24 protein-coding genes are annotated in these 26988 nt (G+C 67.3%); 14 read left to right on the top strand and 10 right to left on the bottom strand.

Annotated features, from left to right (window positions below):
* Positions 1–68 precede the first annotated feature (68 nt).
* Positions 69–1535 carry a metalloprotease TldD gene (gene tldD, locus QZM35_RS29455; RefSeq protein ID WP_039361365.1) on the top strand — a complete coding sequence of 489 codons (1467 nt, stop codon included), beginning with the start codon at positions 69–71 and terminating at the stop codon, positions 1533–1535.
* 110 nt (positions 1536–1645) lie between these two features.
* On the opposite strand, the gene QZM35_RS29450 is transcribed toward tldD, so the two are convergent.
* Complete coding sequence (locus QZM35_RS29450; protein ID WP_174973275.1) at positions 1646–1939, bottom strand: hypothetical protein; 294 nt, start codon at positions 1937–1939, stop codon at positions 1646–1648.
* On the opposite strand from QZM35_RS29450, the gene aroG reads away from it, so the two are divergent.
* The 3 genes from aroG (at position 1938) to QZM35_RS29435 (ending at position 3790) form a co-directional block, all read left to right on the top strand.
* Complete coding sequence (gene aroG / locus QZM35_RS29445; RefSeq protein ID WP_089424547.1) at positions 1938–3011, top strand: 3-deoxy-7-phosphoheptulonate synthase AroG; 1074 nt, start codon at positions 1938–1940, stop codon at positions 3009–3011. The two genes, QZM35_RS29450 and aroG, sit on opposite strands and share 2 nt — an antisense overlap.
* Positions 3012–3134: 123 nt before the next feature.
* Positions 3135–3404, top strand: a complete 270-nt coding sequence (locus QZM35_RS29440; RefSeq protein ID WP_089424546.1) for a type II toxin-antitoxin system Phd/YefM family antitoxin — start codon at positions 3135–3137, stop codon at positions 3402–3404.
* On the top strand, positions 3401–3790 hold the full coding sequence (locus tag QZM35_RS29435) for a type II toxin-antitoxin system VapC family toxin (RefSeq protein WP_011351011.1): 390 nt from the start codon (positions 3401–3403) through the stop codon (positions 3788–3790). Before QZM35_RS29440 ends, QZM35_RS29435 begins: the two co-directional genes overlap by 4 nt.
* A gap of 74 nt (positions 3791–3864) precedes the next feature.
* On the opposite strand, the gene hmpA is transcribed toward QZM35_RS29435, so the two are convergent.
* Complete coding sequence (hmpA, locus tag QZM35_RS29430) at positions 3865–5073, bottom strand: NO-inducible flavohemoprotein (protein WP_301777346.1); 1209 nt, start codon at positions 5071–5073, stop codon at positions 3865–3867.
* 92 nt (positions 5074–5165) lie between these two features.
* Positions 5166–5717 (bottom strand): cob(I)yrinic acid a,c-diamide adenosyltransferase, encoded by a 552-nt coding sequence (locus QZM35_RS29425; RefSeq protein ID WP_048022312.1) that lies wholly within the window; start codon positions 5715–5717, stop codon positions 5166–5168.
* A 173-nt stretch (positions 5718–5890) separates the two neighbouring features.
* Here QZM35_RS29425 and QZM35_RS29420 point away from each other — a divergent pair, with 173 nt between their 5' ends.
* The 6 genes from QZM35_RS29420 (at position 5891) to proC (ending at position 13313) form a co-directional block, all read left to right on the top strand.
* Positions 5891–7300 (top strand): FAD-binding oxidoreductase, encoded by a 1410-nt coding sequence (locus QZM35_RS29420; RefSeq protein ID WP_301777345.1) that lies wholly within the window; start codon positions 5891–5893, stop codon positions 7298–7300.
* A gap of 40 nt (positions 7301–7340) precedes the next feature.
* Positions 7341–8834 (top strand): FAD-linked oxidase C-terminal domain-containing protein, encoded by a 1494-nt coding sequence (locus QZM35_RS29415; protein ID WP_089424543.1) that lies wholly within the window; start codon positions 7341–7343, stop codon positions 8832–8834.
* A gap of 140 nt (positions 8835–8974) precedes the next feature.
* Positions 8975–10063 carry a glycolate oxidase subunit GlcE gene (gene glcE, locus QZM35_RS29410; protein ID WP_089424542.1) on the top strand — a complete coding sequence of 363 codons (1089 nt, stop codon included), beginning with the start codon at positions 8975–8977 and terminating at the stop codon, positions 10061–10063.
* A gap of 317 nt (positions 10064–10380) precedes the next feature.
* On the top strand, positions 10381–11607 hold the full coding sequence (glcF, locus tag QZM35_RS29405; protein ID WP_089424541.1) for a glycolate oxidase subunit GlcF: 1227 nt from the start codon (positions 10381–10383) through the stop codon (positions 11605–11607).
* Positions 11608–11750: 143 nt separating this feature from the next.
* On the top strand, positions 11751–12449 hold the full coding sequence (locus QZM35_RS29400; RefSeq protein WP_089425846.1) for a YggS family pyridoxal phosphate-dependent enzyme: 699 nt from the start codon (positions 11751–11753) through the stop codon (positions 12447–12449).
* Between the two features lie 51 nt (positions 12450–12500).
* The gene (proC, locus tag QZM35_RS29395; protein ID WP_089430622.1) at positions 12501–13313 is read left to right on the top strand and encodes a pyrroline-5-carboxylate reductase; all 813 of its coding nucleotides are present in this window, start codon (positions 12501–12503) and stop codon (positions 13311–13313) included.
* Positions 13314–13467: 154 nt separating this feature from the next.
* On the opposite strand, the gene ubiA is transcribed toward proC, so the two are convergent.
* The 7 genes from ubiA to recG all read right to left on the bottom strand — a co-directional run bounded on the left by ubiA (position 13468) and on the right by recG (position 21667).
* A complete protein-coding gene (gene ubiA / locus QZM35_RS29390; RefSeq protein ID WP_089424539.1) occupies positions 13468–14331 on the bottom strand; it encodes a 4-hydroxybenzoate octaprenyltransferase in 864 nt (287 codons plus the stop codon).
* 275 nt (positions 14332–14606) lie between these two features.
* Positions 14607–15095, bottom strand: coding sequence for a non-specific DNA-binding protein DpsA (dpsA, locus tag QZM35_RS29385; protein ID WP_089424538.1), 489 nt, complete (start codon positions 15093–15095; stop codon positions 14607–14609).
* Between the two features lie 104 nt (positions 15096–15199).
* Positions 15200–15340, bottom strand: a complete 141-nt coding sequence (locus QZM35_RS29380) for a hypothetical protein (protein WP_179255249.1) — start codon at positions 15338–15340, stop codon at positions 15200–15202.
* Positions 15341–15442: 102 nt separating this feature from the next.
* A complete protein-coding gene (gene katG, locus QZM35_RS29375; RefSeq protein ID WP_089424537.1) occupies positions 15443–17629 on the bottom strand; it encodes a catalase/peroxidase HPI in 2187 nt (728 codons plus the stop codon).
* Between the two features lie 100 nt (positions 17630–17729).
* Entirely contained in the window at positions 17730–17858 is a 129-nt protein-coding gene (locus QZM35_RS29370) for a hypothetical protein (protein ID WP_256976531.1), read from the bottom strand.
* A 393-nt stretch (positions 17859–18251) separates the two neighbouring features.
* Entirely contained in the window at positions 18252–19211 is a 960-nt protein-coding gene (locus QZM35_RS29365) for a hydrogen peroxide-inducible genes activator (RefSeq protein WP_043189592.1), read from the bottom strand.
* A gap of 125 nt (positions 19212–19336) precedes the next feature.
* Complete coding sequence (recG, locus tag QZM35_RS29360; RefSeq protein ID WP_301777344.1) at positions 19337–21667, bottom strand: ATP-dependent DNA helicase RecG; 2331 nt, start codon at positions 21665–21667, stop codon at positions 19337–19339.
* Between the two features lie 167 nt (positions 21668–21834).
* Here recG and queA point away from each other — a divergent pair, with 167 nt between their 5' ends.
* From queA to secD, 4 genes are all read left to right on the top strand, one after another.
* Positions 21835–22902, top strand: coding sequence for a tRNA preQ1(34) S-adenosylmethionine ribosyltransferase-isomerase QueA (queA, locus tag QZM35_RS29355; protein ID WP_301777343.1), 1068 nt, complete (start codon positions 21835–21837; stop codon positions 22900–22902).
* A gap of 163 nt (positions 22903–23065) precedes the next feature.
* A complete protein-coding gene (gene tgt, locus QZM35_RS29350) occupies positions 23066–24265 on the top strand; it encodes a tRNA guanosine(34) transglycosylase Tgt (RefSeq protein ID WP_089424534.1) in 1200 nt (399 codons plus the stop codon).
* A 256-nt stretch (positions 24266–24521) separates the two neighbouring features.
* The gene (yajC, locus tag QZM35_RS29345; RefSeq protein WP_006476868.1) at positions 24522–24845 is read left to right on the top strand and encodes a preprotein translocase subunit YajC; all 324 of its coding nucleotides are present in this window, start codon (positions 24522–24524) and stop codon (positions 24843–24845) included.
* A 106-nt stretch (positions 24846–24951) separates the two neighbouring features.
* Positions 24952–26973 carry a protein translocase subunit SecD gene (gene secD, locus QZM35_RS29340; protein WP_089424533.1) on the top strand — a complete coding sequence of 674 codons (2022 nt, stop codon included), beginning with the start codon at positions 24952–24954 and terminating at the stop codon, positions 26971–26973.
* The last annotated feature ends 15 nt before the right edge of the window (positions 26974–26988 follow it).

Below are 26988 nucleotides of genomic sequence, written 5' to 3'. Positions count from 1 at the left end.
AAACGCCGCGCGGCCAACCCATCTGCCCAGAAGCACCCGACAACTTTTTGAGAAACCCCGATATCCGCATGAACATCATCGAACCCGGCATCCGCAACCTCGCGCTGGCGAAGGACATCCTGCTCACGCCGTACGGCCTCGACGAAAGCCTGCTCACGCGCACGATCGCCGACATCTTCACGCATCGCGTCGACTACGCGGACCTGTACTTCCAGGCCACCCGCAGCGAAGCGTGGAGCCTCGAGGAAGGCATCGTCAAATCGGGCAGCTTCAGCATCGACCAGGGCGTCGGCGTGCGCGCGGTCGCGGGCGACCGCACCGCGTTCGCGTATTCCGACGACCTGTCGCCGGAAGCGATCGCGCAAGCCGCTGCCGCCACCAAGGCGATCGCGGCGGCCGGCGGCGGCCGCCAGAAGATCAAGGCAGCATCGTCGCTGAAGGGCATCTCGGGCCGCGACCTGTACCTGCCGTCCGATCCGCTCGCGTCGCTCGACGCGACGGCCAAGGTCAAGCTGCTCGAGCGCATCGAGCAGATGGCACGCGGCCGCGACCCGCGCATCACGCAGGTGATGGCGGGCCTCGCCGGCGAATACGACGTCGTGCTGGTCGCCCGCAGCGACGGCGCGCTCGCGGCCGACATCCGCCCGCTCGTGCGCGTGTCGGTCACGGTGATCGCCGAGCAGAACGGCCGCCGCGAGATCGGCTCCGGCGGCGGCGGCGGCCGCTTCGACTACGGCTACTTCACCGACGACGTGCTGTCGCGCTACGTCGACGACGCCGTCCATGCGGCGCTCGTGAACCTCGACGCCCGCCCCGCGCCGGCCGGCGCGATGACGGTCGTGCTCGGGCCGGGCTGGCCGGGCGTGCTGCTGCACGAGGCGATCGGCCACGGCCTCGAGGGCGACTTCAACCGCAAGGGCTCGTCGGCATTCGCGGGCCGGATCGGCGAGCGCGTCGCCGCGAAGGGCGTGACCGTCGTCGACGACGGCACGCTGCCGAACCGCCGCGGCTCGCTGAACATCGACGACGAAGGCAACCCGACGCAGTGCACGACGCTGATCGAGGACGGCATCCTGAAGGGCTACATCCAGGACACGCTGAACGCGCGCCTGATGAAGATGCCGGTTACCGGCAACGCGCGCCGCGAGTCGTACGCGGCGCTGCCGATGCCGCGCATGACCAACACGTACATGCTGAACGGCGACAAGGATCCGCAGGAAATCATCGCATCGGTGAAGAACGGCCTGTACGCGGTGAACTTCGGCGGCGGCCAGGTCGACATCACGAACGGCAAGTTCGTGTTCTCGGCGTCCGAGGCGTACATGATCGAGAACGGCAAGATCACCTACCCGGTGAAGGGTGCGACGCTGATCGGCAGCGGCCCGGAATCGCTGAAGGACGTGAGCATGATCGGCAACGACATGTCGCTCGACTCGGGTGTGGGCGTGTGCGGCAAGGAAGGCCAGAGCGTGCCGGTCGGCGTCGGCCAGCCGACCCTGCGGATCGACAGGATGACGGTCGGCGGTACGGCATAACCGCATCGCGGCGCAGACATTCCGCGCATTTTGAAGAAAACGCGCGGAATGTCCGCATTTTTGACGTTTCCCGGTTGCCAGCCGCCCGGCGACGGGGTATAAATTCCGAATCAACTTTTTTGACGAACCGAATCTCCGTCATGTCCGCCAAGTTTTACTTTTACTTTTTTTGGTATCTCAGACCGCTGGCGGATCGAGAGGGTTGATGGCGCGTAAAGCGCAACCGAAATTCCCGAAAAAACCGCCGGCGAACCCGGCGGTTTTTTTTCGCCCTTCGCCACCCGGTCGCCGCCGCTGCGGTCCCGCGGCCCCGACCGACACCACTGAATCGCTTGAATTGATGAATCTGCCGCACGCGCACTCGCACTGACCGAACCGCGCCCGGAACCAAGGAGAAACAGCATGCCCCCGCACAACACCGACGACGTCCGCATTCGCGAACTCAAGGAACTGACGCCGCCCGCCCACCTGATCCGCGAATTCGCGTGCTCCGAAGCCGCGTCCGAGCTGATCTACAACTCGCGCCAGTCGATGCACCGCATCCTGCACGGGATGGACGACCGGCTGATCGTCGTCATCGGGCCGTGCTCGATCCATGACACGAAGGCGGCGATCGAATACGCGGGCCGGCTGGTGAAGGAGCGCGAGCGCTTCAAGGGCGAACTGGAAATCGTGATGCGCGTGTACTTCGAGAAGCCGCGCACGACGGTCGGCTGGAAGGGCCTCATCAACGATCCGCACCTCGACAACAGCTTCAAGATCAACGAAGGGCTGCGCACCGCGCGCGAGCTGCTGCTGCAGATCAACGAAATGGGGCTGCCGGCCGCGACCGAATACCTCGACATGATCAGCCCGCAGTACATCGCCGACCTGATCTCGTGGGGTGCGATCGGCGCGCGCACGACGGAATCGCAGGTGCACCGCGAGCTCGCGTCGGGGCTGTCGTGCCCGGTCGGCTTCAAGAACGGCACCGACGGCAACGTGAAGATCGCGGTCGACGCGATCAAGGCCGCCTCGCAGCCGCACCATTTCCTGTCGGTGACGAAGGGCGGCCATTCGGCGATCGTGTCGACGGCGGGCAACGAGGACTGCCACGTGATCCTGCGCGGCGGCAAGGCGCCGAACTACGACGCGGACAGCGTGAACGCCGCGTGCGCGGACATCGGCAAGGCCGGGCTCGCCGCGCGCCTGATGATCGACGCGAGCCACGCGAACAGCTCGAAGAAGCACGAGAACCAGATCCCCGTCTGTGCCGACATCGGCCGCCAGATCGCGGCCGGCGACGCCCGCATCGTCGGCGTGATGATCGAGTCGCATCTCGTCGAGGGGCGCCAGGACCTGAAGGAAGGCTGCGAGCTGACCTACGGCCAGAGCATCACCGATGCGTGCATCGCATGGGACGACAGCGTGAAGGTGCTCGAAGGCCTCGCGGAGTCGGTGAAGGCGCGTCGCGTCACGCGCGGCAGCGGGAACTGACGACGCAAACAGGCTGGCCGCATGACCCCGCCTGCCGGCGGGCTGGCCATGCGGCCAGCGTGCGGTCGTCATTTCACTCTGCTAGACTAGCTAACGCTATCTAGCTAACTAGGGGGGGCGACGATGCCGACTGTCAACATGCATGATGCCAAGTCGCGGCTCTCAAGCCTCGTCGAAGCGCTTGAATTGGGGCGCGAGTCCGAAGTCGTGATTGCCCGCAATGGTCATCCGGTTGCGCGGATCGTTCCTTACGCGGCGCCGAAGCGAATCGGCGCCGCTCGTCAATTGCTTGCCGGGCTGAACATCCCGACAACCGTCGAGGCATTCAATGCCGGTGACGCATCGATCGCGGCCGACTTCGATGCCAGCTTGGAACAAGGGCTCGCGCCGTGAAGCTGCTGCTCGATACGCACATCGCACTATGGGCGGCTGAAGGCGCACCTCAACTTTCGGCGACCGCAGCCGCGTTGATCGAGCATCCCGAGAACACGCTGTACGTCAGCGCTGCGTCCATCTGGGAAATCGCGATCAAATACCGCAAAGGCAATCTGCCCGTTCACCCACGTGATGCACGCTCGGCATTTCGGCTCGCCGGTTTTGCGGAGTTACCGATCAGCAGCGATCACGTCGAAGGTGTCGCCGCGTTGCCCGATTTTCCAGATCACGCCGATCCGTTTGACCGCGTGATGGTCGCGCAGGCGCTCCATGAAGGCATGCCGCTCGTCAGTGCTGATCCGAAAGTGTGGCGTTATCACGCGACGCTGATGCTGCGCGCCTGACGCCCTATGCGCGCAACAAAAATGCCCGGCTCGCGCCGGGCATTTTCATTGGCGGGAGGCGATCCGCCCGCGCATCACTCGAGCGCGCCCGAACCGAAGATCTCGGTGTTCACGCGTTCCGGCGCGACGCCCAGCGCGACGAGCGCGTCACGCTGCGCCTTCATGAACCCGATCGGGCCGCAGATGTAATAGTCGGCGTCCGTCACCCGCGCGTACTGCTGCACGCGTTCCGGCGTGAGGCGCCCTTCCAGGTCGTGGTCGATGCCGGCGCGATCGTTCGGGCCGACCAGCTCGTACACCACCGTGCGCTTGACGTTCGCATGGTCGCGCACCGTATCGTTCAGCCAGTCGCGGAACGCATGCACCGCGCCCGAGCGGCAGGCATGGACGAACCGCACTTCGCGCCGGCTGCCCTCGGCGATCAGCGTCGACGCCATCGACATCATCGGCGTGATGCCGACACCGCCGGAGATCAGCACCACCGGCGTCTCGACGCCACGCTTCAGCGAGAATTCGCCCATCGGCGCGGTCACTTCGACGATCGCGCCCTCTTCCACGCCGTCGTGCATCAGCGTCGACACCTTGCCGGCCGGAATGACTTCCGGCTTGCCGGCTTCACGCTTCACCGAAATGCGCAGCCACTTGCCGTGCGGCGCGTCGGACAGGCTGTACTGGCGCGGCTGGTCGACGCCGAGGTCGCCGACGAAGCGCTTCACGGTGATGTACTGGCCCGGCTCGAACGTCGGCGCCGCGCCGCCGTCGGCCGGCGTCAGGTAGAACGACGTGATCTCGTCGCTTTCGCGCACCTTGCGCTCGACCTTGAACGGGCGGAACCCGCTCCACGCGGCGCCCGCGTACAGGTCGGCCTCGACGCCGATCAGGATCTGCGCGAGCTGGCCGTACGCGACGCGCCATGCCTCGAGCGTCTCGGCATCGACCGCGTCGCCCAGCACTTCAACGATCGACGCGAGCAGGTTCTCGCCGACGATCGGGTAATGCTCGGGGCGGATGTTCAGGCTCGCGTGCTTGTGCGCAATCTTGGTCACGGCGCCGCCCAGCGCGCCGAGGTTGTCGATGTTCGCCGCATACGCGTAGACGGCCTTCGCGAGCGTTTCAGGCTGGCTGCCCGTCTTCTGGTGCGTCTGGTTGAACAGGTTCTTGAGTTCCGGATGGCGCGCGAACATGCGCTGGTAGAAGTGCTTCGTGATCGTCGCGCCGTGCACGGCGAGGACAGGGGCAGTGGCCTTCACGCGAGCCATCTGGTCAGCGGTGATGTGGGTCATGTTCGTTCTCCGTTAAACATGCACACACAATACATCTTTAAAAATGGACGCCCCTCGGGCAAATTGTCGCAGTGCGTCAAAGGGGCAAACGGTCAGCGGACGCGACCGCGCTCCCACAGCACGTCCGATCCGCCGTCGGTGCGGTTCAGCACGCGCGCCAGCACGAACAGCAGGTCCGACAGCCGGTTCACGTAGCGCCGCGGCGCATCATTGAGCGTCTCGGTGCGCCCGAGCGCGACGATCGAGCGCTCCGCGCGGCGGCATACGGTTCGGCACACGTGCGCGAGCGACGCCGCGCGCGAGCCGGCCGGCAGGATGAATTCCTTCAGCGGCGGCAGCGTCGCGTTGTAGTCGGCGAGCCAGCGGTCGAGACGCGCGAGATGCGTGTCGTCGAGCACGGTATGGCCGGGAATGCACAGTTCGCCGCCGAGATCGAACAGGTCGTGCTGGATCGTGACGAGCGCCGTGCGGATGTCGTCCGGCAGCGTTTCGGCGAGCAGCACGCCGAGGTTCGAGTTCAGTTCGTCGACGTCGCCGATCGCGGCGATCCGCGTGTCGTCCTTGCCGATGCGCCGGCCGTCGCCGAGCCCGGTGGTGCCATCGTCGCCCGTGCGCGTGGCGATCTTGCTCAAGCGGTTGCCCATGCGAATGTCCTCTCGTGCGTGGCCGCGACGCGGCCCGGTTGCGTTCGAACGCGATTATCGCAGCCCGCGGAGGCGGGCGCAGCGGGCGTTACAGCGTAGAATGGGCCGAAACCCTGCAGCACGGGAGCCGGGCCGGTGCCAACGCGCTCACCCGGATCGACAAGGAGACGTACGTGAATCACCCTGCCCAGCCGGCCGCCACGCGCCGCCCCCTTCCCCCTGCCATGCTCGATGCGCTGCGCGCCGCCTTCGGCGAGCGCGTGTCGACCGCCGACGCCGTCCGCGCCCACCACGGCCGCGACGAATCAGCGTTCGACCCGCAGCTACCCGACGCCGTCGTGTTCGCGCACAGCGCGGACGACGTGCGCGAAGTCGTGTCGCTGTGCTCGCTGTACAGCGTCCCGCTGATCCCGTACGGCGCCGGCTCGTCGCTCGAGGGCCATCTGCTCGCGGTGCGCGGCGGCGTCTCGCTCGACCTGTCGGAAATGAACCGCGTGCTGTCGATCAACGCCGAAGACCTGACCGTGACGGTCGAGCCGGGCATCACGCGCAAGGCGCTCAACGAAGCGCTGCGCGACACCGGCCTGTTCTTCCCGATCGACCCGGGCGCCGACGCGAGCATCGGCGGGATGACCGCCACACGCGCGTCGGGCACCAACGCCGTGCGCTACGGCACGATGCGCGAGAACGTGCTCGGCCTGACCGCCGTGCTCGCCGACGGCCGCGTGGTGAAAACCGGCTCGCGCGCCCGCAAGTCGTCGGCCGGCTACGACCTCACGCGCCTGTTCGTCGGCTCCGAAGGCACGCTCGGCGTGATCACCGAGATCACGCTGCGCCTGCATCCGCTGCCCGAAGCCGTATCCGCCGCGATCTGCACGTTCCCGTCGATGGGCGACGCGGTGCGCACCGTGATCGAGACGATCCAGATCGGCGTGCCGATCGCGCGCGTCGAATTCGTCGATGCGCTCGCCGTGCGCTCGATCAACCGCCATTCGAACCTGACGCTCGCCGAAGCGCCGACGCTGTTCTTCGAATTCCACGGCACCGAGGCCGGCGTGAAGGAACAGGCCGAGCTCGTGCAGGCGCTCGCCGGCCAGAACAACGGCCAGGGCTTCGAATGGGCCACCCGCCCCGAGGACCGCAGCCGGCTCTGGGCCGCCCGCCACAACGCGTATTTCGCGATGCTGCAGTTGAAACCCGGCTGCCGCGCGGTGACGACCGACGTGTGCGTGCCGATCTCGCAGCTCGCCGCGTGCGTCGAGGAAACCGAGGTCGACCTGCGCGCGTCGTCGCTGCCCTGCCCGATCGTCGGCCACGTCGGCGACGGCAATTTCCACGTCGCGATCCTGATCGACCCCGACAAGCCCGAGGAAATCGCCGAAGCCGAGCACATCAACGACCGGATCGTCGAACGCGCGCTGCGCCTCGGCGGCACCTGCACGGGCGAGCACGGCGTCGGGCTGCACAAGATGCGCTTCCTGCCGAAGGAGCACGGCGACAACGCGATCGACACGATGCGGGCGATCAAGCTCGCGCTCGATCCGCGCAACCTGATGAATCCGGGCAAGATTTTCACGTGCTGACACGGTGCGCGACACCGCGCCGCCTGCTGCAGGAGACCCCATGAACGCTCCCGTCGAACTGTCGAGCGCGGCACGCGCGCAGCGCCAGCGTGAAGTCGTGCAGGCGCTGATGGCCGTGCTGCCGACACACTGCCTGCTGTACCGCGACGAAGACACGGCGCCGTACGAATGCGACGGCCTGTCCGCGTACCGCCGCCTGCCGCTCGCGGTCGCGCTGCCCGAAACGGAATCGCAGGTACAGCGGATCGTGCAGATCTGCCGCCGCATGGAGGTGCCGATCGTGCCGCGCGGCGCGGGCACGAGCCTGTCGGGCGGCGCGCTGCCGATGGCTCTCGGCGTCGTGCTGTCGCTGGCGCGCTTCACGCGCATCGTCGAAGTCGATCCTTACGCCCGCACGGCAACCGTGCAGCCCGGCGTGCGCAACCTTGCGATCTCGGAAGCCGCCGCGCCGTACGGCCTGTATTACGCGCCCGATCCGTCGTCGCAGATCGCGTGCACGATCGGCGGCAACGTCGCGGAGAATTCCGGCGGCGTCCACTGCCTGAAATACGGGCTGACGGTGCACAACGTGATGCGCGTGCGTGCGGTGACGATCGACGGCGAGATCGTCGAATTCGGCTCGCTCGCGCTCGACATGCCGGGCCTCGACCTGCTCGCCGTGATGATCGGCAGCGAAGGGATGTTCGCGATCGTCACCGAGGTCACGGTGAAGCTGATCCCGAAGCCGCAAACGGCCCAGCTCGTGATGGCGAGCTTCGACGACGTCGTCAAGGGCGGCGAGGCCGTCGCGGCGATCATCGCGTCGGGGATCATCCCGGCCGGGCTCGAAATGATGGACAAGCCGGCCACGCAGGCCGTCGAGTCCTTCACGCATGCCGGCTACGACCTCGACGCGAAGGCGATCCTGCTGTGCGAATCGGACGGCACGCCGGAGGAAGTCGCGGAAGAGATCGTGCGGATGACGGCCGTGCTGCGCGAGCATGGCGCGACACGCATCCAGGTATCGCGCAACGAGAGCGAGCGGCTGCGCTACTGGTCGGGCCGCAAGAACGCGTTCCCGGCCGCCGGCCGTATTTCGCCCGACTATTACTGCATGGACGGCACCGTGCCGCGCCGCGCGATCGGCCCGCTGCTCGCGCGCATCGAGCAGCTCGAAACGCGCTACGGGCTGCGCTGCATCAACGTGTTCCATGCGGGCGACGGCAACATGCATCCGCTGATCCTGTACAACGCGAACGATCCGGACGAACTGCACCGTGCCGAGCAGTTCGGTGCGGAAATCCTCGAATGCTGCGTGGAATTCGGCGGCAGCGTGACGGGCGAGCACGGCGTCGGCATCGAGAAGCTCAATTCGATGTGCGTACAGTTCTCGCCGCAGGAGCGCGATGCGTTCTTCGCGGTCAAGCGCGCGTTCGATCCGGCGGGGCTGCTGAACCCGGACAAGGGCATCCCGACCCGCGCGCGCTGCGCCGAGTACGGTCGCCAGCACGTGCGCGGCGGGCTGCTGCCGCACCCCGACCTGCCGCGCTTCTGAGCCTCACCCCCGGTACGCGGCCCGTTCGAGCGACGGCGCAAGCTTGCGGCCTGCAATACGGGGCTTAGGGATAGTCGCGATGTGGATTCGCGCCACCCCGGTACAATCGACCGAACAACAAGTCGAGGCAGCAACAGAACATGGAAGAGGACGACATCGTCGCCGGATGGGCCGAGCGTATCCGCGCCGCCAGTGCCGACGGCCGGCCGCTGCGGATTCGCGGCGGCGGCACCAAGGACTGGTACGGCCAGGCGCTCGAGGGCGAGATACTCGACACGCGCGCGTTTCAGGGCGTCGTGTCGTACGACCCGGCCGAACTCGTCGTCACGGTCCGCGCGGGCACGCCGCTCGCGCAGCTTGAAACCGTCCTCGCCGAGTGCGGCCAGATGCTGCCGTTCGAGCCGCCGCACTTCGGCCGCTCGGCCACCGTCGGCGGCTGCGTCGCGGCCGGCCTGGCGGGCCCGCGGCGCGCCACCTGCGGCGCGCCGCGCGATTTCGTGCTCGGCGTCACGCTGATGAACGGCCGCGGCGAAATGCTGCGTTTCGGCGGTCAGGTCGTGAAGAACGTCGCCGGCTACGACGTGTCGCGGCTGATGGCCGGCGCGCTCGGCACGCTCGGGCTGATGCTCGACCTGTCGCTCAAGGTGCTGCCGATGCCCGTCGCCGAAGTCACGCTGAAGTTCGAGATGACCGCGACCGACGCGGTGCGCAAGCTCAACGAGTGGGGCGGCCATCCGCTGCCCGTCAGCGCGAGCGGCTGGCGCAACGGCACGCTCGTGCTGCGCCTGTCGGGCGCCGAAGCGGCCGTGAAATCCGCGAAGACGCTGCTCGGCGGCGAAGTCGTCGACGCGGTCGAGGCCGAACGCTTCTGGGCCGGCCTGCGCGAGCATACCGACCCGTTCTTCAACGGCATCCCGCCCGGCTATGCGCTGTGGCGCCTCGCGCTGCCGTCGATCACCGAACCGATGCACCTGCCCGGCACCCAGCTGATGGAATGGGGCGGCGCGCAGCGCTGGTGGATCACCGACGCCGACGCGCAGACCGTGCGAATGAGCGCGAAGCAGGCCGGCGGCCACGCGACGCTGTTCCGTGCGGGCGACGCGTACGACCGCAGCGCGGGCGTGTTCACGCCGCTCCCCGCCCCGATGATGAAAATCCACCGCGGGCTGAAGGCCGCGTTCGACCCCGCGCGCATCTTCAACCGCGGCCGGCTCTACCCCGATCTTTAGGGTCTGTTTACCGATGGAACGCACATGCGAATGCCCGAAATCGCCCGTAGGGCACGAAGTGAGGAGCGCCGTTCGGCCTTGCCAAACGCCCCGAAGGAAGTCCCCTTGGGGGACAAGCGACGAGCGACGCCGCCATACGGGCGATTTCGGGCATTCCCGTGACATGTTTTTTTTAATTTGGGGTTGCCCCGAGAACGGCCGCTCGCCGCGTTGCGCTCCTTGGCGATACGTCAGTATTCGCGGCGTCGCGCGCCTCGCGAGCGGCCGTTCTCGGGGCAACGCATGTGCGTTCCATCGGTAAACAGACCCTAAGCTCGATGCAAACGAACCTCGCCGATTTCATCCGCAATACGCCCGACGGCGACGAAGCCGACGCGATATTGCGCAAGTGCGTGCATTGCGGGTTCTGCACCGCGACCTGCCCGACCTACCAGTTGCTCGGCGACGAACTCGACGGCCCGCGCGGCCGGATCTACCTGATCAAGCAGATGGTCGAAGGCGCACCTGTCACGCGCAGCACTCAGCAGCACCTCGACCGCTGCCTCACCTGCCGCAGCTGCGAGACGACCTGCCCGTCCGGCGTCCAGTACGGCCGGCTCGTCGAGATCGGCCGCAAGCACGTCGAGGCGCAGGTGCAGCGCCCGGCGCAGCAGCGTCTCGTGCGCCGCCTGCTCGCGAGCCTGGTGCCGAACGAGGCGCTGTTCTCGCCGGTGATGCGGCTCGGCCAGCACGTGCGGCCGCTGCTGCCGAAGCGGCTGCGCGACAAGGTGCCGCCGCGCACGCGGCTGCTCGAATGGCCGCACCTCACGCATACGCGCAAGATGCTGATGCTCGGCGGCTGCGTGCAGCCGTCGATGCTGCCGAACATCAACATCGCGACCGCGCGCGTGCTGGACGCGCTCGGCATCGAGACGGTCGTCTCGCCCGACGCGGGCTGCTGCGGCGCGATCCGCCTGCACCTGAACTATCACGACGAAGCGCTCGACGACGCGCGCCGCAACATCGACGCGTGGTGGCCCCATGTCGAACAGGGTGTCGAGGCGATCGTGATGAATGCGTCGGGCTGCGGCGCGACGGTGCTCGAATACGCGCACCTGCTGCGCGACGACCCGGCCTACGCGGAGAAAGCGCAGCGCATCGTGTCGCTCACGCGCGACATCTCCGACGTGCTGCTCGCGTTCGAGGCCGAGTTGGCGACGCTCGCGCGGCGCCGCGCGATCCATACGGTCGCGTACCACCCGCCGTGCACGCTGCAGCACGGCCAGCAGTCGCGCGGCAAGGTCGAACGCCTGCTCGAGACGCTCGGCATCGATGTGCGGCTGCCGGCCGACAGCCATCTGTGCTGCGGGTCGGCCGGCACCTATTCGCTGACGCAGCCGTCGCTGTCGTACCGGTTGCGCAAGCAGAAGCTGCTGAAGCTGCAGGCGCTCGAACCGCAGATGATCGTCTCCGGCAACATCGGCTGCATCGCGCACCTGCAAAGCGGCACGCAGATTCCGGTCACCCACTGGATCCAGCTCGTCGAGCATCTGCTGTACGGCTAGCGCGTGCTCATACGAATGACGGGTGGACGCTGGGCCTCGCGCACGGCGTCCGTATAATGGGCGAATCGATGCGTCGCGTGCCGCGGCGCATCCGCACCATGCCCGCTTCCATGCCCGCTTCCGTGCCTGCTTTCGTGCCCGTCATGTCCGATCTCGCCGCCCGTCTCGCCTCCGTTCATCGCCGCATCGCCGACGCCGCCCGCGCGGCCGGCCGCGATCCCGCCACCGTGTCGCTGCTCGCCGTGTCCAAAACCTTTCCCGCCGACGACGTGCGCGCCGCGCATGCGGCCGGGCAGCGTGCCTTCGGCGAAAACTACGTGCAGGAGTCGATCGACAAGATCGACGCGCTCGCCGACCTGCGTGCGGACCTCGAATGGCATTTCATCGGGCCGCTGCAATCGAACAAGACGCGCCCGGTTGCCGAACGCTTCGACTGGGTCCATTCGGTCGACCGGCTGAAGATCGCGCAGCGCCTGTCGGAACAGCGCCCCGCGCACCTGCCGCCGCTCAACATCTGCGTGCAGGTGAACATCAGCGGCGAGGCGTCGAAGAGCGGCGTTGCGCCGGCCGACGTGGCCGAGGTTGCGCGCGCGGTCGCCGCGCTGCCGTCGCTGCGGTTGCGCGGGCTGATGGCGATTCCCGAACCGGCCGGCGACACCGACGCGCAACGCGCGCCGCATCGTGCGCTGCGTGCGCTGTTCGACACGTTGCGTGCCGACGGCCTGCCGCTCGACACGTTGTCGATGGGCATGTCCGCCGATCTCGATGCGGCCGTGCTCGAAGGCGCGACGATCGTGCGCGTCGGCACCGCGATCTTCGGCGCGCGCGATTACTCGCACTGAGCGCCACGCCCTTTCTGCCCTACCGTTCACTCACTTGCTCAATCGGACATCATGAAAATCGCATTCATCGGCGGCGGCAACATGGCCGCGGCCCTGATCGGCGGCCTGATCAAGCGCGGCGTTGCCGCTGACGGCCTGTATGCCATCGACGTCAACGAAGAGGTGCGCGCGCGCGCCGCCCAGCAGTTCGGCGTGCGCACCGGCGCGGCCATCGACGCGACGCTCGCCGACTACGACGCGGTCGTGCTCGCGGTGAAGCCGCAGGTGCTGAAGGACGTCGCGCAGGCGCTCGCACCGCACCTGAAGACGCAACTCGTGATCAGCATCGCGGCCGGGATCCGCGGCAGCGATCTCGCACGCTGGCTCGGCGATTACGCACGCGTCGTGCGCACGATGCCGAACACGCCCGCACTCGTCGGCATGGGCGTGACGGGCCTCGCCGCACTGCCGGGCGTCGACGCGGCGGGCCGCGAACTCGCGTCGAACGTGCTGGGTGCAGTCGGTGAAATCGTGTGGTTCGACGACGAGTCGAAGCTCGACGCCGTCACGGCCATTTCGGGCAGCGGCCCCGCGTACGTGTTCTATTTCATCGAAGCGCTGCAGGAAGCCGCGCGCCAGCTCGGCATGAACGACGAACAGGGCCGTGCGCTCGCGGTCGCGACGTTCACGGGTGCCGCGCAACTGGCCGCGCAATCGGGCGAGCCGGCGAGCGTGCTGCGCGAGCGCGTGACGTCGAAGGGCGGCACGACGGCCGCCGCGCTCGCGTCGTTCGACGCGCAAGGCGTGAAGGATGCGATCGTGCGCGGTGCGCTCGCGGCCGAAGCGCGTGCGAAGGAAATGGGCGACGAGCTCGGCCGCGCGTGAGCGCGCTGGCGGTAGCAGCCCGGCGCTCGCTGTACGCGTTGGGCGCCCCGCCCCGTCATGCTGATTTGCACGAACAACAAAAAAGCGGCCCAGGCCGCTTTTTTGTTGGTACCGCGTCTAGCATCGCATACCGCCTGCGGTGCGATCGCGAAATTCAGCTCCCCGCCAGCAGGTAATGCACGGCGATCCCGGCGAACAGCACGCCGCCGAGCCAGTTGTTGTGCCGGAACGCCGCGAAGCACGGCATCCGCTCGCGGTCCTTGATCAGCGTGTAGTGATACAACGCGCAGCCGACCGCCGCCGCCCAGCCGGCCCAGTATGCGAGGCCGAAGCCGAGCGTCACGCCGATCCACACGTAGATGCCGAGTGTCACCGCGTAGCACAGCATCACGGCCGCGACGTCGAAGCGGCCGAACGTCAGCGCGGACGTGCGGATGCCGATCTTGATGTCGTCGTCGCGATCGACCATCGCGTATTCCGTATCGTACGCGACCGACCAGAAGATGTTCGCGACCAGCATCACCCACGCGATCGTCGGCACCGTGTCCTGCACGGCCGCGAACGCCATCGGGATGCCGAAGCCGAACGCGATGCCCAGATAGGCCTGCGGAATCGCAAAGAAGCGCTTCATGAACGGATACGAGCCCGCGACGAACAGCGCGACGACGGACAGCTGCTTCGTCAGCGTGTTGAGCGGCAGGATCAGCAGGAACGAGATGAACGCGAGCCCGACCGCGATCGCGATGGCCTCCCATGCGCGGATCTTGCCCGACGTCAGCGGCCGGTCGGCCGTGCGCTTTACATGGCGGTCGAAGTCGCGGTCGGCGTAATCGTTCATCGCGCAGCCGGCCGAGCGCATCAGCAACGTGCCGAGCGAGAAGATCACGAGCAGCGGCCAGCGCGGATGGCCGTCGGACGCGATCCACAGCGCGTTGAGCGTCGGCCACAGCAGCAGCAGGCTGCCGATCGGCTTGTCCATCCGGACGAGCCGCAGATACAGGGGAAAGCGGGCAAGCATGGCGAAGCACCGGGAAGATAACCCCGGCATTTTAGAGCCGAGCGGCGCCTCGCGTCATGTCGGCAAGGCCCGCGGGCGCTCGCGGCCGGACGCCGGCGCGCTGCCCGCGCCCGCTGCACATGGCCGAGCGGCAACGCGCATCAATCAAGGGACAGAGCCGGCGCACGCACGGATCCGCGCAGCGCGCCGGACTGGGTTCGGCCCGACGACGGTGAATCAATCAGGGCCGGAGTCACGATGCGCAGGCTTCGGCCAGCCTGCCGCGCGTTGCACGCCTACGCGAGCAACGACCGCAGCATCCACGCGGTTTTTTCATGAATTTGCAGGCGCTGCGTCAGCAGGTCGGCGGTCGGCTCGTCGCTCGCCGCATCGGCAAGCGGAAAGATCGCACGCGCGGTACGCACGACGGCCTCGTGCCCTTCGACGAGCTGGCGGATCATGTCTTCGGCAGCGGGCACACCGTTCGCTTCCGGCACCGACGACAGTTTCGCGAAATCACCGAAGGTGCCCGGCGCGACGACGCCGAGCGTGCGAATGCGTTCGGCGACTGAATCGACCGCGAGCCACAATTCGTTGTACTGCTCCTCGAACATCAGGTGCAGCGTGTTGAACATCGGGCCCGTGACGTTCCAGTGGAAATTGTGGGTCTTCAGGTACAGCGTGAACGTATCGGCAAGCAGGCGCGACAGGCCTTCCGCGATCTTCTTGCGGTCCTTGTCGCTGATGCCGATGTTGATCTGGGCAGCTTGAGTTTTCCTGGCCATGTTCGGACTCCTTATTCAATGAAGCAGGGCAATGAAAGTGAATCGGACTACCTGCCTATTGATACCACACCAGCCGCACGCGCGTGGCGCGCGAAACGCCGCGCTCAGGCGGCCGCGATCGCGTGCAGCGCCTGCGACACCAGTTCGGCCGCCCCGCCGATGACGATGGCGGATCCGACGACGTATCGCGCGACCTCTGCCGGCGACGCCAGTACAGCGCGCGTTCTCAACATCATTTGCGTCATGATCGTCACTCCTTCAACAACACTCAGGGTCAGGAAGAAACGGCCGGTCGGACGACCGGCCGTTTCCCGTTACTGCCTCACCGCACTACCGCGCAGCGACGCTTACGCGAGGTCGAAGCGGTCCAGGTTCATCACCTTGTTCCAGGCCGCGACGAAGTCGTGCGCGAACTTCTCCTTCGCATCCGCGCTGCCGTACACCTCGGCCAGTGCACGCAGTTGCGCATGCGAGCCGAAGATCAGGTCGACGCGCGAGCCCGTCCACTTGACCTGCCCCGTCGCCCGATCGCGCCCTTCGAACACGTCGTTCGCGGCCGACACCGGCTTCCATTCCGTGCCCATGTCGAGCAGGTTCACGAAGAAGTCGTTCGTCAGCGCTTCCGGACGATCGGTGAACACGCCCAGCTTCGCATCGCCGGCGTTCGCACCCAGCACGCGCAGGCCACCGACGAGCACCGTCATCTCGGGCGCGGTCAGCGTCAGCAGTTGCGCCTTGTCGACCAGCAGCGCCTCGGCCGGCGTCTTGTATGCGCTCTTCAAGTAGTTGCGGAAACCGTCCGCGACCGGCTCGAGCACGGCCATCGCTTCGATATCGGTCTCTTCCTGCGACGCATCCGCACGGCCCGGTGCGAACGGCACCGTCACCGCGACGCCCGCGTTCTTCGCAGCCTGCTCGACACCGGCCGCACCGGCCAGCACGATCAGGTCGGCGAGCGACACCTTCTTGCCGCCCGTCTGCGCATCGTTGAACGCCTTCTGCACGCCTTCGAGCGTCTCGAGCACCGTCGCGAGTTCAGCCGGACGGTTCACTTCCCAGTCCTTCTGCGGCGCCAGGCGGATACGCGCACCGTTCGCGCCGCCGCGCTTGTCCGACCCGCGGAACGTCGCAGCCGACGCCCATGCGGTCGACACGAGCTGCGACACCGACAGGCCCGTGGCCAGCACCTTCGCCTTCAGCTCGGCGACGTCGGCGGCGTCGATCAGCGGGTGATCGACCGCCGGGATCGGGTCCTGCCACAGCAGATGTTCCGCCGGCACGTCCGGGCCGAGATAGCGGGAACGCGGGCCCATGTCGCGGTGCGTGAGCTTGAACCAGGCGCGCGCGAACGCGTCGGCGAACTCGGCCGGGTTCTCGTAGAAGCGGCGCGAAATCTTCTCGTAGGCCGGATCGAACCGCAGCGACAGGTCGGTCGTCAGCATCGTCGGGCGATGCTTCTTCGACGCGTCGAATGCATCCGGAATCACCTCGCCTGCATCCTTCGCGACCCACTGGTGCGCGCCGGCCGGGCTCTTCGTGAGCTCCCACTCGTAGCTGAACAGGTGCTTGAAGAAGTCGTTGCTCCACTGCGTCGGCGTCGACGTCCACGTGACTTCGAGGCCGCTCGTGATGGCATCCTTGCCCTTGCCCGTGCCGAACGTGCTCTTCCAGCCGAGCCCCTGCTGCTCGAGGCCCGCGGCTTCCGGCTCGGGGCCGACGTTCGACGCCGGACCGGCGCCGTGCGTCTTGCCGAACGTATGGCCGCCCGCGATCAGCGCGACCGTCTCTTCGTCGTTCATCGCCATGCGCGCGAACGTCTCGCGGATGTCATGCGCGGCGGCGACCGGGTCGGGGTTGCCGTCCGGACCTTCCGGGTTCACGTAGATCAGGCCCATCTGCACCGCGGCGAGCGGGCTTTCGAGCTCGCGCTTGCCCGAGTAGCGGCTGTTCGGGCCGCCGCTCAGTTCCAGCCAGATCTTTTCCGAACCCCAGTACACGTCGTCCGGTTCCCACGTATCGACGCGGCCGCCGGCGTAGCCGAAGGTCTTGAAGCCCATCGATTCGAGCGCGACGTTGCCGGTCAGGATCAGCAGGTCGGCCCACGAGATGTTGCGGCCGTACTTCTGCTTGATCGGCCACAGCAGGCGGCGCGCCTTGTCGAGGCTGACGTTGTCCGGCCAGCTGTTGAGCGGCGCGAAGCGCTGCTGCCCGCCGCCCGCGCCGCCGCGGCCGTCGGCCGTGCGGTACGTGCCGGCGCTGTGCCAGGCCATGCGGACGAACAGGCCGCCATAGTGGCCGAAGTCGGCCGGCCACCAGTCCTGCGACGCCGTCATCAGTGCGTGCAGGTCCTGCTTCACCGCCTCGAGGTCCAGCTTCTTGAACGCTTCGGCGTAGTCGAAATCCTTGTCCATCGGATCGGACAGCGCCGAATGCCGATGCAGGATGTTCAGGTTCAGCTGATTCGGCCACCAGTCCTTGTTCGTCGTGCCGCCACCAGCGGTGTGGTTGAACGGGCACTTCGTTTCGTTCGACATGCTTTTTCTCCTTGTCTTGCTCGTAGGCCCCCACGTGCCAGGCGCGGTTCGTGGAGCATTGCGGGGGGATGAAACGGAACAGGCGGTTCCTCCTGTCGTACTACGGGACGTCGTGCGCGGCCTGCGACCCGCTTTCCCGCTGCGACGCGCCGCAGGCGGGGCGCTCGGGAAAGCGGCTGCCGGCAGTCGTCGTGCCGGCGAGGCGGGCGGCTTTTCGGGTATCGGACATGCAATGCTCCCTCATGGCTCGGCGGCAGTTAGTCGGGGGAACACAGGACCGGTGTGCGGCGGCACTCATCCGCCATACACACGATCCGCCAGGTACGCGAACGCAATCGGACGCAGGCTGCGAACCGCCGCCCTGGCGCGATGTACGACCGCGTCGCGCGACGGGATGTTCCGCTGCGCGTGCTGCAATACCGACCGCATCATGACATCCTCCTTTGACGCTTGCATCCAACGTGCTGATCGGTCGTCGACATCACGCCGATCCATGGAGAAGATTCTATCTACATCTATCGATTAATTGAATTTGATAAATTTCATCTATTCGATAGAGAAAAATAAACGGGGTCGCAAGACCCCGTTCATCGTGCTGCCACACGCGCATGCAGGAGCGTGCTCAGTTCATCGTCGCCGGCATGTCGAGCTTCGCGACACCCGGCAGCTCACACGCGGAAATCGCGTCGCTGATCGCGTCGATCGCGGGCATCCGCGTGAAGCTCTTGCGCCACACGAGCACCACGCGGCGGTCGGGCACCGGCTCGTTGAACGGCACGTATGACAGCAGTTCGGCATCGGGGCCATTCGCGCGCGGGCCGACCTCGGCGACCGACATCCGCGGCAGCACGGTGATGCCGACACCGCTTGCGACCATGTGGCGGATCGTCTCGAGCGACGAGCCCTCGAAGGTCTTCTGGATGCCGTCGGCCGTCTGCGAGAAGCGCATCAGTTCCGGGCACACGCCGAGCACGTGATCGCGGAAGCAGTGGCCGTTGCCGAGCAGCAGCATGGTTTCCTGCTTGAGATCCTCGGCGTCGATTTCCTCGCGCTTCTCCCACGGATGGCCGGCGGGCAGCGCGACGACGAACGGTTCGTCGTACAGCGGGCGCACCATCAGGCCGGTTTCCGGGAACGGCAGCGCCATGATCGCGGCGTCGATCTCGCCCTGCTTGAGCAGTTCGAGCAGCTTCAGCGTGTAGTTTTCCTGCAGCATCAGCGGCATCTGCGGGACACGCTGGATCATCTGCTTGACGAGCGTCGGCAGCAGATAGGGCCCGATCGTGTAGATCACACCGAGGCGGAACGGGCCGACCAGCGGATCCTTGCCCTGCTTCGCGATCTCCTTGATCGCGAAAGTCTGCTCGAGCACGCGCTGCGCCTGCGTGACGATCTGGTCACCGATCGGCGTGACGCTCACTTCGCTCGCGCCGCGTTCGAAAATCTGCACGTTGAGCTCGTCTTCGAGCTTCTTGATCGCCACCGACAGCGTCGGCTGGCTCACGAAGCATGCTTCGGCCGCGCGGCCGAAATGCCGTTCGCGCGCGACCGCGACGATGTATTTCAATTCAGTCAGCGTCATTGTGGGTCAATCAGAGATATACAAGCGATAGGTTTAATTTATACACCCTGTGACACCGGTTCGCCAAGTTTCTCAGCATCTGAATGCTTCAAACGGCGGTGTTAAATCCGGCCCGGACCCGCGGATCAGGCCTTCAGATACTGCTCCCGCGCACCGAGCCAGCGCGCGAGATGCTGCGTGACGACCTCCGGATACGCGGCAATCAGCCGCGACGCGGCTTCGCGGGCCGGCTCGATCAACCAGCCGTCGGTCTCGAGGTTCGCGAAGCGCAGCATCGCCGCGCCCGACTGGCGTGCGCCGAGGAATTCGCCGGGGCCGCGGATCTCGAGGTCGCGCCGCGCGATCTCGAAGCCGTCGGTCGTCTCGCGCATCGTCTTCAGCCGCTCGCGGCCTGTGAGCGACAGCGGCCCCGTGTACAGCAGCACGCACACCGACGCCGCGGTGCCGCGCCCGACCCGGCCGCGCAGCTGGTGCAGCTGCGCAAGGCCGAAACGCTCGGCGTGCTCGATCACCATCAGCGACGCGTTCGGCACGTCGACGCCGACCTCGATCACGGTCGTCGCGACGAGCAGTTGCACGTCGTTGCGCGTGAACGCTTCCATCACGGCCGCCTTGTCGGCCGGCGACAGCCGGCCGTGCACGAGCCCGACCTTCAGCTCCGGGAGCGCGGCGGCCAGCGTCTCGTATGTCTCGACGGCCGTCTGCAGTTGCAGCGTCTCGCTCTCCTCGATCAGCGGGCACACCCAGTACACCTGGCGCCCGGTCAGCGCGGCCTCGCGCACGCGGGCGATCACCTCCTCGCGCCGCGCATCGCCGACGAGGCGCGTCAGCACCGGCGTGCGGCCCGGCGGCAGCTCGTCGATCGTCGAGACTTCGAGATCGGCGTAATACGTCATCGCGAGCGTGCGCGGAATCGGCGTGGCCGACATCATCAGCTGGTGCGGCTGGAAGTCGCGCGCGCCGTTGGCCGCGTTCGCGGCCTTCGCACGCAGCGCGAGCCGCTGCTCGACGCCGAAGCGGTGCTGTTCGTCGACGATCACGAGGCCGAGCCGCGCGAATTCGACCGTGTCCTGGATGATCGCGTGCGTGCCGATCACGAGCTGCGCGGTGCCGAGCGCGGCCGCCTCGATCGCCGCGCGCTTCTCCTTCGCCTTCAGGCTGCCCGCGAGCCACGCGACCGTGACGCCCAGCGGCTCGAGCCACGCGCGCAGCTTGCGCGCGTGCTGCTCCGCGAGGATTTCGGTGGGCGCCATCAGCGCGGCCTGGTAGCCGGCGTCGATCGCCTGCGTGGCGGCCAGCGCCGCGACGACCGTCTTGCCGCTGCCGACGTCGCCCTGCAGCAGGCGCTGCATCGGGTGCGCAAGGGTAAGATCGTTCGCGATTTCGTCGACGACGCGCGCCTGCGCGCCCGTCAGCGTGAACGGCAGCGCGGCGTAGAGCCGGGTCGTCAGTGCCTCGGCATCGCTCGCGGCGCGGCGCGGCATCGCGGGCGCCGCACGCGTGCGGCGCTCCTCATGCGCCCGCTTGAGCGACAACTGCTGCGCGAGCAGCTCCTCGAACTTGATGCGCGTCCACGCCGGATGCGAGCCGTCCATCAGCGCGGCTTCGTCGGAATCGACGCGCGGGTGGTGCAGGATGCGCACCGCCTGCTCGAGCGTCGGCACGTCGAGCGGCTTCAGATAGTCGCGCTGGATCTCGGGCGGCAGCAGCTCGGGCAGCGGCGTGCGCTCGACCGCGTTCTCGATCGCCTTGCGCAGATAGGCCTGCGACACGCCGGCCGTGCTCGGATAGACGGGCGTGAGCACCTGCGGCAGCGGCGCATCCGCTTCGACCACGCGCACCGCCGGATGCACCATCTCCATCCCGAAGAAACCGCCGCGCACGTCGCCGCGCACGCGCAGCCGCTGGCCGACGGCCATCTGCTTGACCTGCGAGCCGTAGAAATTCAGGAAGCGCAGCACGAGATGCTCGCCGTCGTCGTCCTGGATCTTCACGACCAGCTGGCGGCGCGGCCGGTATGCGACCTCGTTGTCGAACACGACGCCTTCGGTCTGCGCGATGCCGCCCGGCAGCAGCTCGCCGATCGGCGTGAGCGTGGTTTCGTCCTCGTAGCGCATCGGCAGATGCAGCACGAGATCGATCGAGCGCGTGAGGCCGAGCTTCGCGAGCTTGTCGACCGTCTTCACGGGTTTATCGGCGGCGGCCTTCTTCTTGCGCTTCGCGCCGGCCGCGCCTGCCGCGTCGCTTTCAGCCGCGCCATTGGCATCGGGCGCGGCGGCGGCCGGCTGCGCGAGCCTGCCGTCGGCGCCGCGCTTCGGGCCGGCGCGGCGCGGGGCGGCGCGCTCCGTGGAATCACGCTCGCCCGCGCGTTGCGCGGGCGGCGCGACATCGTCCGCGTCGAACGGATCGGCGGAATCGGCAACGGCAGCGGGGGAACGGCGTGGTGACACAGGCATCGGATCGTCTGGGTGCTTCGCAAGGCAAGTACAATAGCGGCTTTCACGTCGTCCGAACGAACGACGCCGGCCAGGCCGCGCATCCCGCCATCATAGCGGCTCGCGCGCCCGATTTACGCGTTTCCGCCCCGCCGGCGACGCCCGCCGGCCGCTTCGAACCAGCCCGCATGTTCACGCTTTCCGATTTCGATTTCAATCTGCCTCCCGAGCTGATTGCACAAACCGCGCTGCCCGATCGCACCGCGAGCCGCCTGCTCGAGGTCGACGGCACCGTCGCGCCCGCACGCCTGGTCGACCGCCATTTCACCGCGCTGCCGTCGTGCATCGCGGCCGGCGACCTGCTCGTCTTCAACGATACCAAGGTGCTGAAGGCGCGTTTCTTCGGCCAGAAGGCCAGCGGCGGCAAGATCGAGGTGCTGATCGAGCGCGTGACCGGCACGCACACGGCGCTCGCGCAGATCCGCGCGAGCAAGTCGCCGGGCGCCGGCACGACGCTGCGGCTCGCCGATGCGTTCGACGTGACGGTGGGCGAGCGCGTCGACCCGTTCTTCACGCTGAACTTCCCCGCGCCGTGCCTCGACCTGATCGATCAGTACGGCCGCCTGCCGCTGCCGCCCTATATCGAACACGATCCGGACGCGACCGACGAGACGCGCTACCAGACCGTCTACGCGAGCAACCCGGGCGCGGTCGCAGCGCCCACGGCCGGGCTGCACTTCGACCAGCCGATGCTCGACCGGCTCGACGCGATGGGCGTCGAGCGCGCGACGCTGACGCTGCACGTCGGCGCCGGCACGTTCCAGCCGGTGCGCGTCGACAACATCGCCGAGCACAAGATGCACAGCGAGTGGTACGACCTGCCGCAGTCGCTCGTCGACAAGATCGCCGCGACCCGTGCGCGCGGCGGCAACGTGATCGCGGTCGGCACGACGTCGATGCGCGCGCTCGAAGCCGCGGCGCGCGCGGCCGACGAAGCGGGCCGCCCGCTCGCGGCCACGCAGGCCGAGACCGACATCTTCATCACGCCCGGCTATCGTTTCCGCGTGGTCGACCGGCTCGTCACGAACTTCCACCTGCCGAAGTCGACGCTGCTGATGCTGGTGTCCGCGTTCGCGGGCGTCGAGACGATCCGCGCCGCGTACCGGCACGCGATCGACGAGCGCTACCGCTTCTTCAGCTACGGCGACGCGATGCTGCTCACGCGGCGCGACGCGCCGGAGGCGCCGAGCGCGTAAGCGGGGCATGCGCGACGGCCCTCGCACCGCGCGGCCGTCGCGCCCCCGTTTTCCCGCCGCGCGCGCTACGATGGCGCGCACCTGTTTTCTTCCCCGCCGCCGGCTTCCGGCGGCGTTTCCAACATGCGCCGGACTGTTTTCCGGTAGCAAGGAGCACCCTACGATGACCGAAGGTTCATCCCACGATACGCACGCTGATACGCACGCCCCCGTGCAGGACCGCCCGGCGAACGGGCTCGAATTCGAACTGCTGACGACCGACGGCCATGCGCGCCGTGGCCGCGTGAAGCTCAACCATGGCGTGGTCGAGACGCCGATCTTCATGCCGGTCGGCACGTACGGCACCGTGAAGGCGATCCAGCCGCGCGAGCTGCACGAGATCAAGGCCCAGATCATCCTCGGCAACACGTTCCACCTGTGGCTGCGCCCGGGCCTCGACACGATCGACGCGCACGGCGGCCTGCACGCCTTCATGGGCTGGAACAAGCCGATCCTGACCGACTCGGGCGGCTTCCAGGTGTTCTCGCTCGGCGACCTGCGCAAGATCACCGAGGACGGCGTGACGTTCGCGTCGCCGATCAACGGCGACAAGCTGTTCCTGTCGCCGGAAGTGTCGATGCAGATCCAGAAGGTGCTGAACTCCGACGTCGTGATGCAGTTCGACGAGTGCACGCCGTATGCGACCAACGGCGTGCCGACCACGCACAAGGAAGCGGCCGACTCGATGCGCATGTCGCTGCGCTGGGCGAAGCGCTCGCTCGACGAGTTCAACCGGCTCGGCAACCCGAACGCGCTGTTCGGGATCGTCCAGGGCGGGATGTTCGAGGACCTGCGCGACGAATCGCTCGCGGGCCTCGCGGAACTCGGCTTCCACGGCCTCGCGATCGGCGGGCTGTCGGTGGGCGAGCCGAAGGAAGACATGATGCGCGTGCTGCGCCACGTCGGCCCGAAGCTGCCGGCCAACAAGCCGCACTACCTGATGGGCGTGGGCACGCCGGAGGACCTGGTCGAGGGCGTCGCCAACGGCGTCGACATGTTCGACTGCGTGATGCCGACCCGCAACGCGCGCAACGGCTGGCTGTTCACGCGCTTCGGCGACGTGAAGATCCGCAACGCGACGCACAAGAACTCGCTGAAGCCGCTCGATGCGAGCTGCACGTGCTACACGTGCCAGAACTTCTCGCGCGGCTACCTGCATCACCTGCACCGCGTGGGCGAGATCCTCGGCGCCCAGCTCAACACGATCCACAACCTGCACTACTACCTGCAGCTGATGAGCGAGATCCGCGAAGCGATCGAGACCCACACGTTCGACGCGTTCCGCCAGCGCTTCGCGGAGGATCGCGCCAGAGGGGTCGACTGACGGACGGTCGCGCCGCCCTTGATAAGACAAGCACTAAACGGATCGAAAATCTTTTGGGACTCGTCCTAAACAAGCGCGTCCCAACTGCCGCTCGGAACCGACAAACATTACAATTGCCTTTCCATACAAGTCGCAACGGTACCGGTTCACGCTTTAACAGCTTGATCCGAAAGCGCATTTGCCGATCCGTTTGCGCATGGGGCCGGTGGTAGAATAACCGGCTTATTTTTCGATCTTCCCCTACGGAGAGACCAACGTGCCGTTCATTTCCAACGCGTTCGCCCAAGGTGCCGGTGGCGCCGAATCGAGCCTGATGAGCTTCCTGCCGCTCATCCTGATGTTTGCCGTGCTCTACTTCATCATGATCCGTCCGCAGATGAAGCGTCAGAAGGAGCACCGCAACATGCTCGCGGCCATGGCCAAGGGCGACGAAGTCGTCACGAGCGGCGGCCTCGTGGGCAAGGTGACGAAGGTCACCGAAGGCTACATCGGCGTCGAAATTGCCGAAGGCACCGAAATCACCGTGCAGAAGGCCGCGGTCACGACCATTCTGCCGAAGGGCACGATCAAGTCGCTGTAAGCCCTTCACCGAGCGTCCGGCTCCCCGCGCCGTGCCCGCCTGAGAGAGCGGGCCGCCGCGGCGCCGGACGCGACGCTTTCACGCCAACCACCCGTTCGGCCCCCTCATGAATCGTTATCCACTCTGGAAATATGTCGTGATGGTCGTGGCGCTCGCCATCGGCCTTCTGTACACATTGCCCAACTTCTTCGGCGAATCGCCGGCGGTGCAGGTGTCGAGCGGCAAGGCCACGGTCAAGCTCGACTCGACCACGCTGACCCAGGTCGAATCGGCGCTCGCCTCCGCGCAGATCACGCCGGACGACGTCACCTTCGAGAACACGGCGACCAACGCGAACATCCGCGTGCGCCTGAAGGACACCGATACGCAGCTGCGCGTCAAGGACCTGCTGCAGAAGTCGCTGAACACCGACCCGAACGATCCGCAGTACGTCGTCGCCCTGAACCTGCAGAGCGCGTCGCCGCGCTGGCTGACCTCCCTGCACGCGCTGCCGATGTATCTCGGCCTCGACCTGCGTGGCGGCGTCCACTTCCTGCTCCAGGTCGACATGACGGGCGCGCTCACGAAGAAGCTCGATTCCGACGCGTCCGACGCGCGCACGCTGCTGCGCGACAAGAACATCCGCGACGGCGGCGTGAGCCGCGTCGACCAGTCCGTGGTCGTCAACTTCAGCGATGCGCAGACGGCGGAAGACGCCCGCAAGCTGCTCGCGCTGTCGATCACCGAACTGCAATGGGCGACCCAGCCCGGCGGCGGCGGCACGCAGGTCGTCGGCACGTTCACGCCGGCCGTGCAGAAGTCCGTCGAGGACGCCGCGCTCAAGCAGAACCTGACGACGCTCCACAACCGCGTGAACGAACTCGGCGTGTCCGAGCCGATCCTGCAGCAGCAAGGTAGCGACCGCATCGTCGTCGAGCTGCCGGGCGTGCAGGACACCGCGAAGGCGAAGGACATCATCGGCCGCACCGCGACGCTCGAGGCGCGCCTCGCCGATCCGATCAACACGCACCCGAACCCGAACGACCCGGTGCCGCCGGGTGAAGAGCTGTTCACGCAGGGCAACCAGGCGCCGGTGCTGCTGAAGAAGGACGTGATCTTCACGGGCGACCGCATCATCGATGCATCGGCCGGCTTCGACGATCACCAGCGTCCGTCGGTCAACATCCGCCTCGATTCGGCGGGTGGCCGCTCGGTGCGCGCGGTCTCGCGCGAGAACATCGGCAAACCGATGGCGATGGTGCTGTTCGAGAAGGGCAAGGGCGAAGTGCTGACGGTCGCGACGATCCAGTCGGAACTCGGCGACCGCTTCCAGATCACCGGCCAGCCGACGCCGCAAGCCGCGGCCGACCTCGCGCTGCTGCTGCGCGCCGGTTCGCTCGCCGCGCCGATGGACATCATCGAGGAACGCACGATCGGCCCGAGCCTCGGCGCCGACAACATCAAGATGGGCATCCACTCGGTGATCTGGGGCTTCTGCGCGATCGCCGTGTTCATGATCGCGTACTACATGCTGTTCGGCGTGATCTCGGTGATCGGCCTGTCGGTGAACCTGCTGCTGCTCGTCGCCGTGCTGTCGCTGATGCAGGCGACGCTGACGCTGCCCGGTATCGCCGCCATCGCGCTCGCGCTCGGTATGGCGATCGACGCGAACGTGCTGATCAACGAGCGCGTGCGTGAAGAACTGCGCGCCGGCCAGCCGCCGCAGACCGCGATCCAGGCCGGCTACGCGCATGCGTGGGCGACGATTCTCGACTCGAACGTCACGACGCTGATCGCCGGCCTCGCGCTGCTCGCGTTCGGCTCGGGCCCGGTTCGCGCGTTCGCGATCGTGCACTGCCTCGGTATCCTGACGTCGATGTTCTCCGCGGTGTTCTTCTCGCGCGGGATCGTCAACCTCTGGTACGGCGGCCGCAAGAAGCTGAAGTCGCTCGCGATCGGCCAGGTGTGGAAGCCGGAAGGCGCCGCTGCCGCCGCGTCGTTCACCGACGCCGACGAATCGACCGACACCGCACGCGCCGCGAAGCTCGCCGCCCCCGCGAAGGGCAACGCGCCGCGCGCCGGCAAGCCGCAGCTGCGCAACCGCGCGCAGCAGGGCGTGTCGCCGAAGAAACCGGGCTCGACCCAATAAGGCCCCGGAGAAGAC

Source organism: Burkholderia sp. AU45274 (genome assembly GCF_030482505.1).
Lineage (GTDB): Bacteria > Pseudomonadota > Gammaproteobacteria > Burkholderiales > Burkholderiaceae > Burkholderia.
This window is presented reverse-complemented; position numbering and strand designations above follow the sequence as displayed.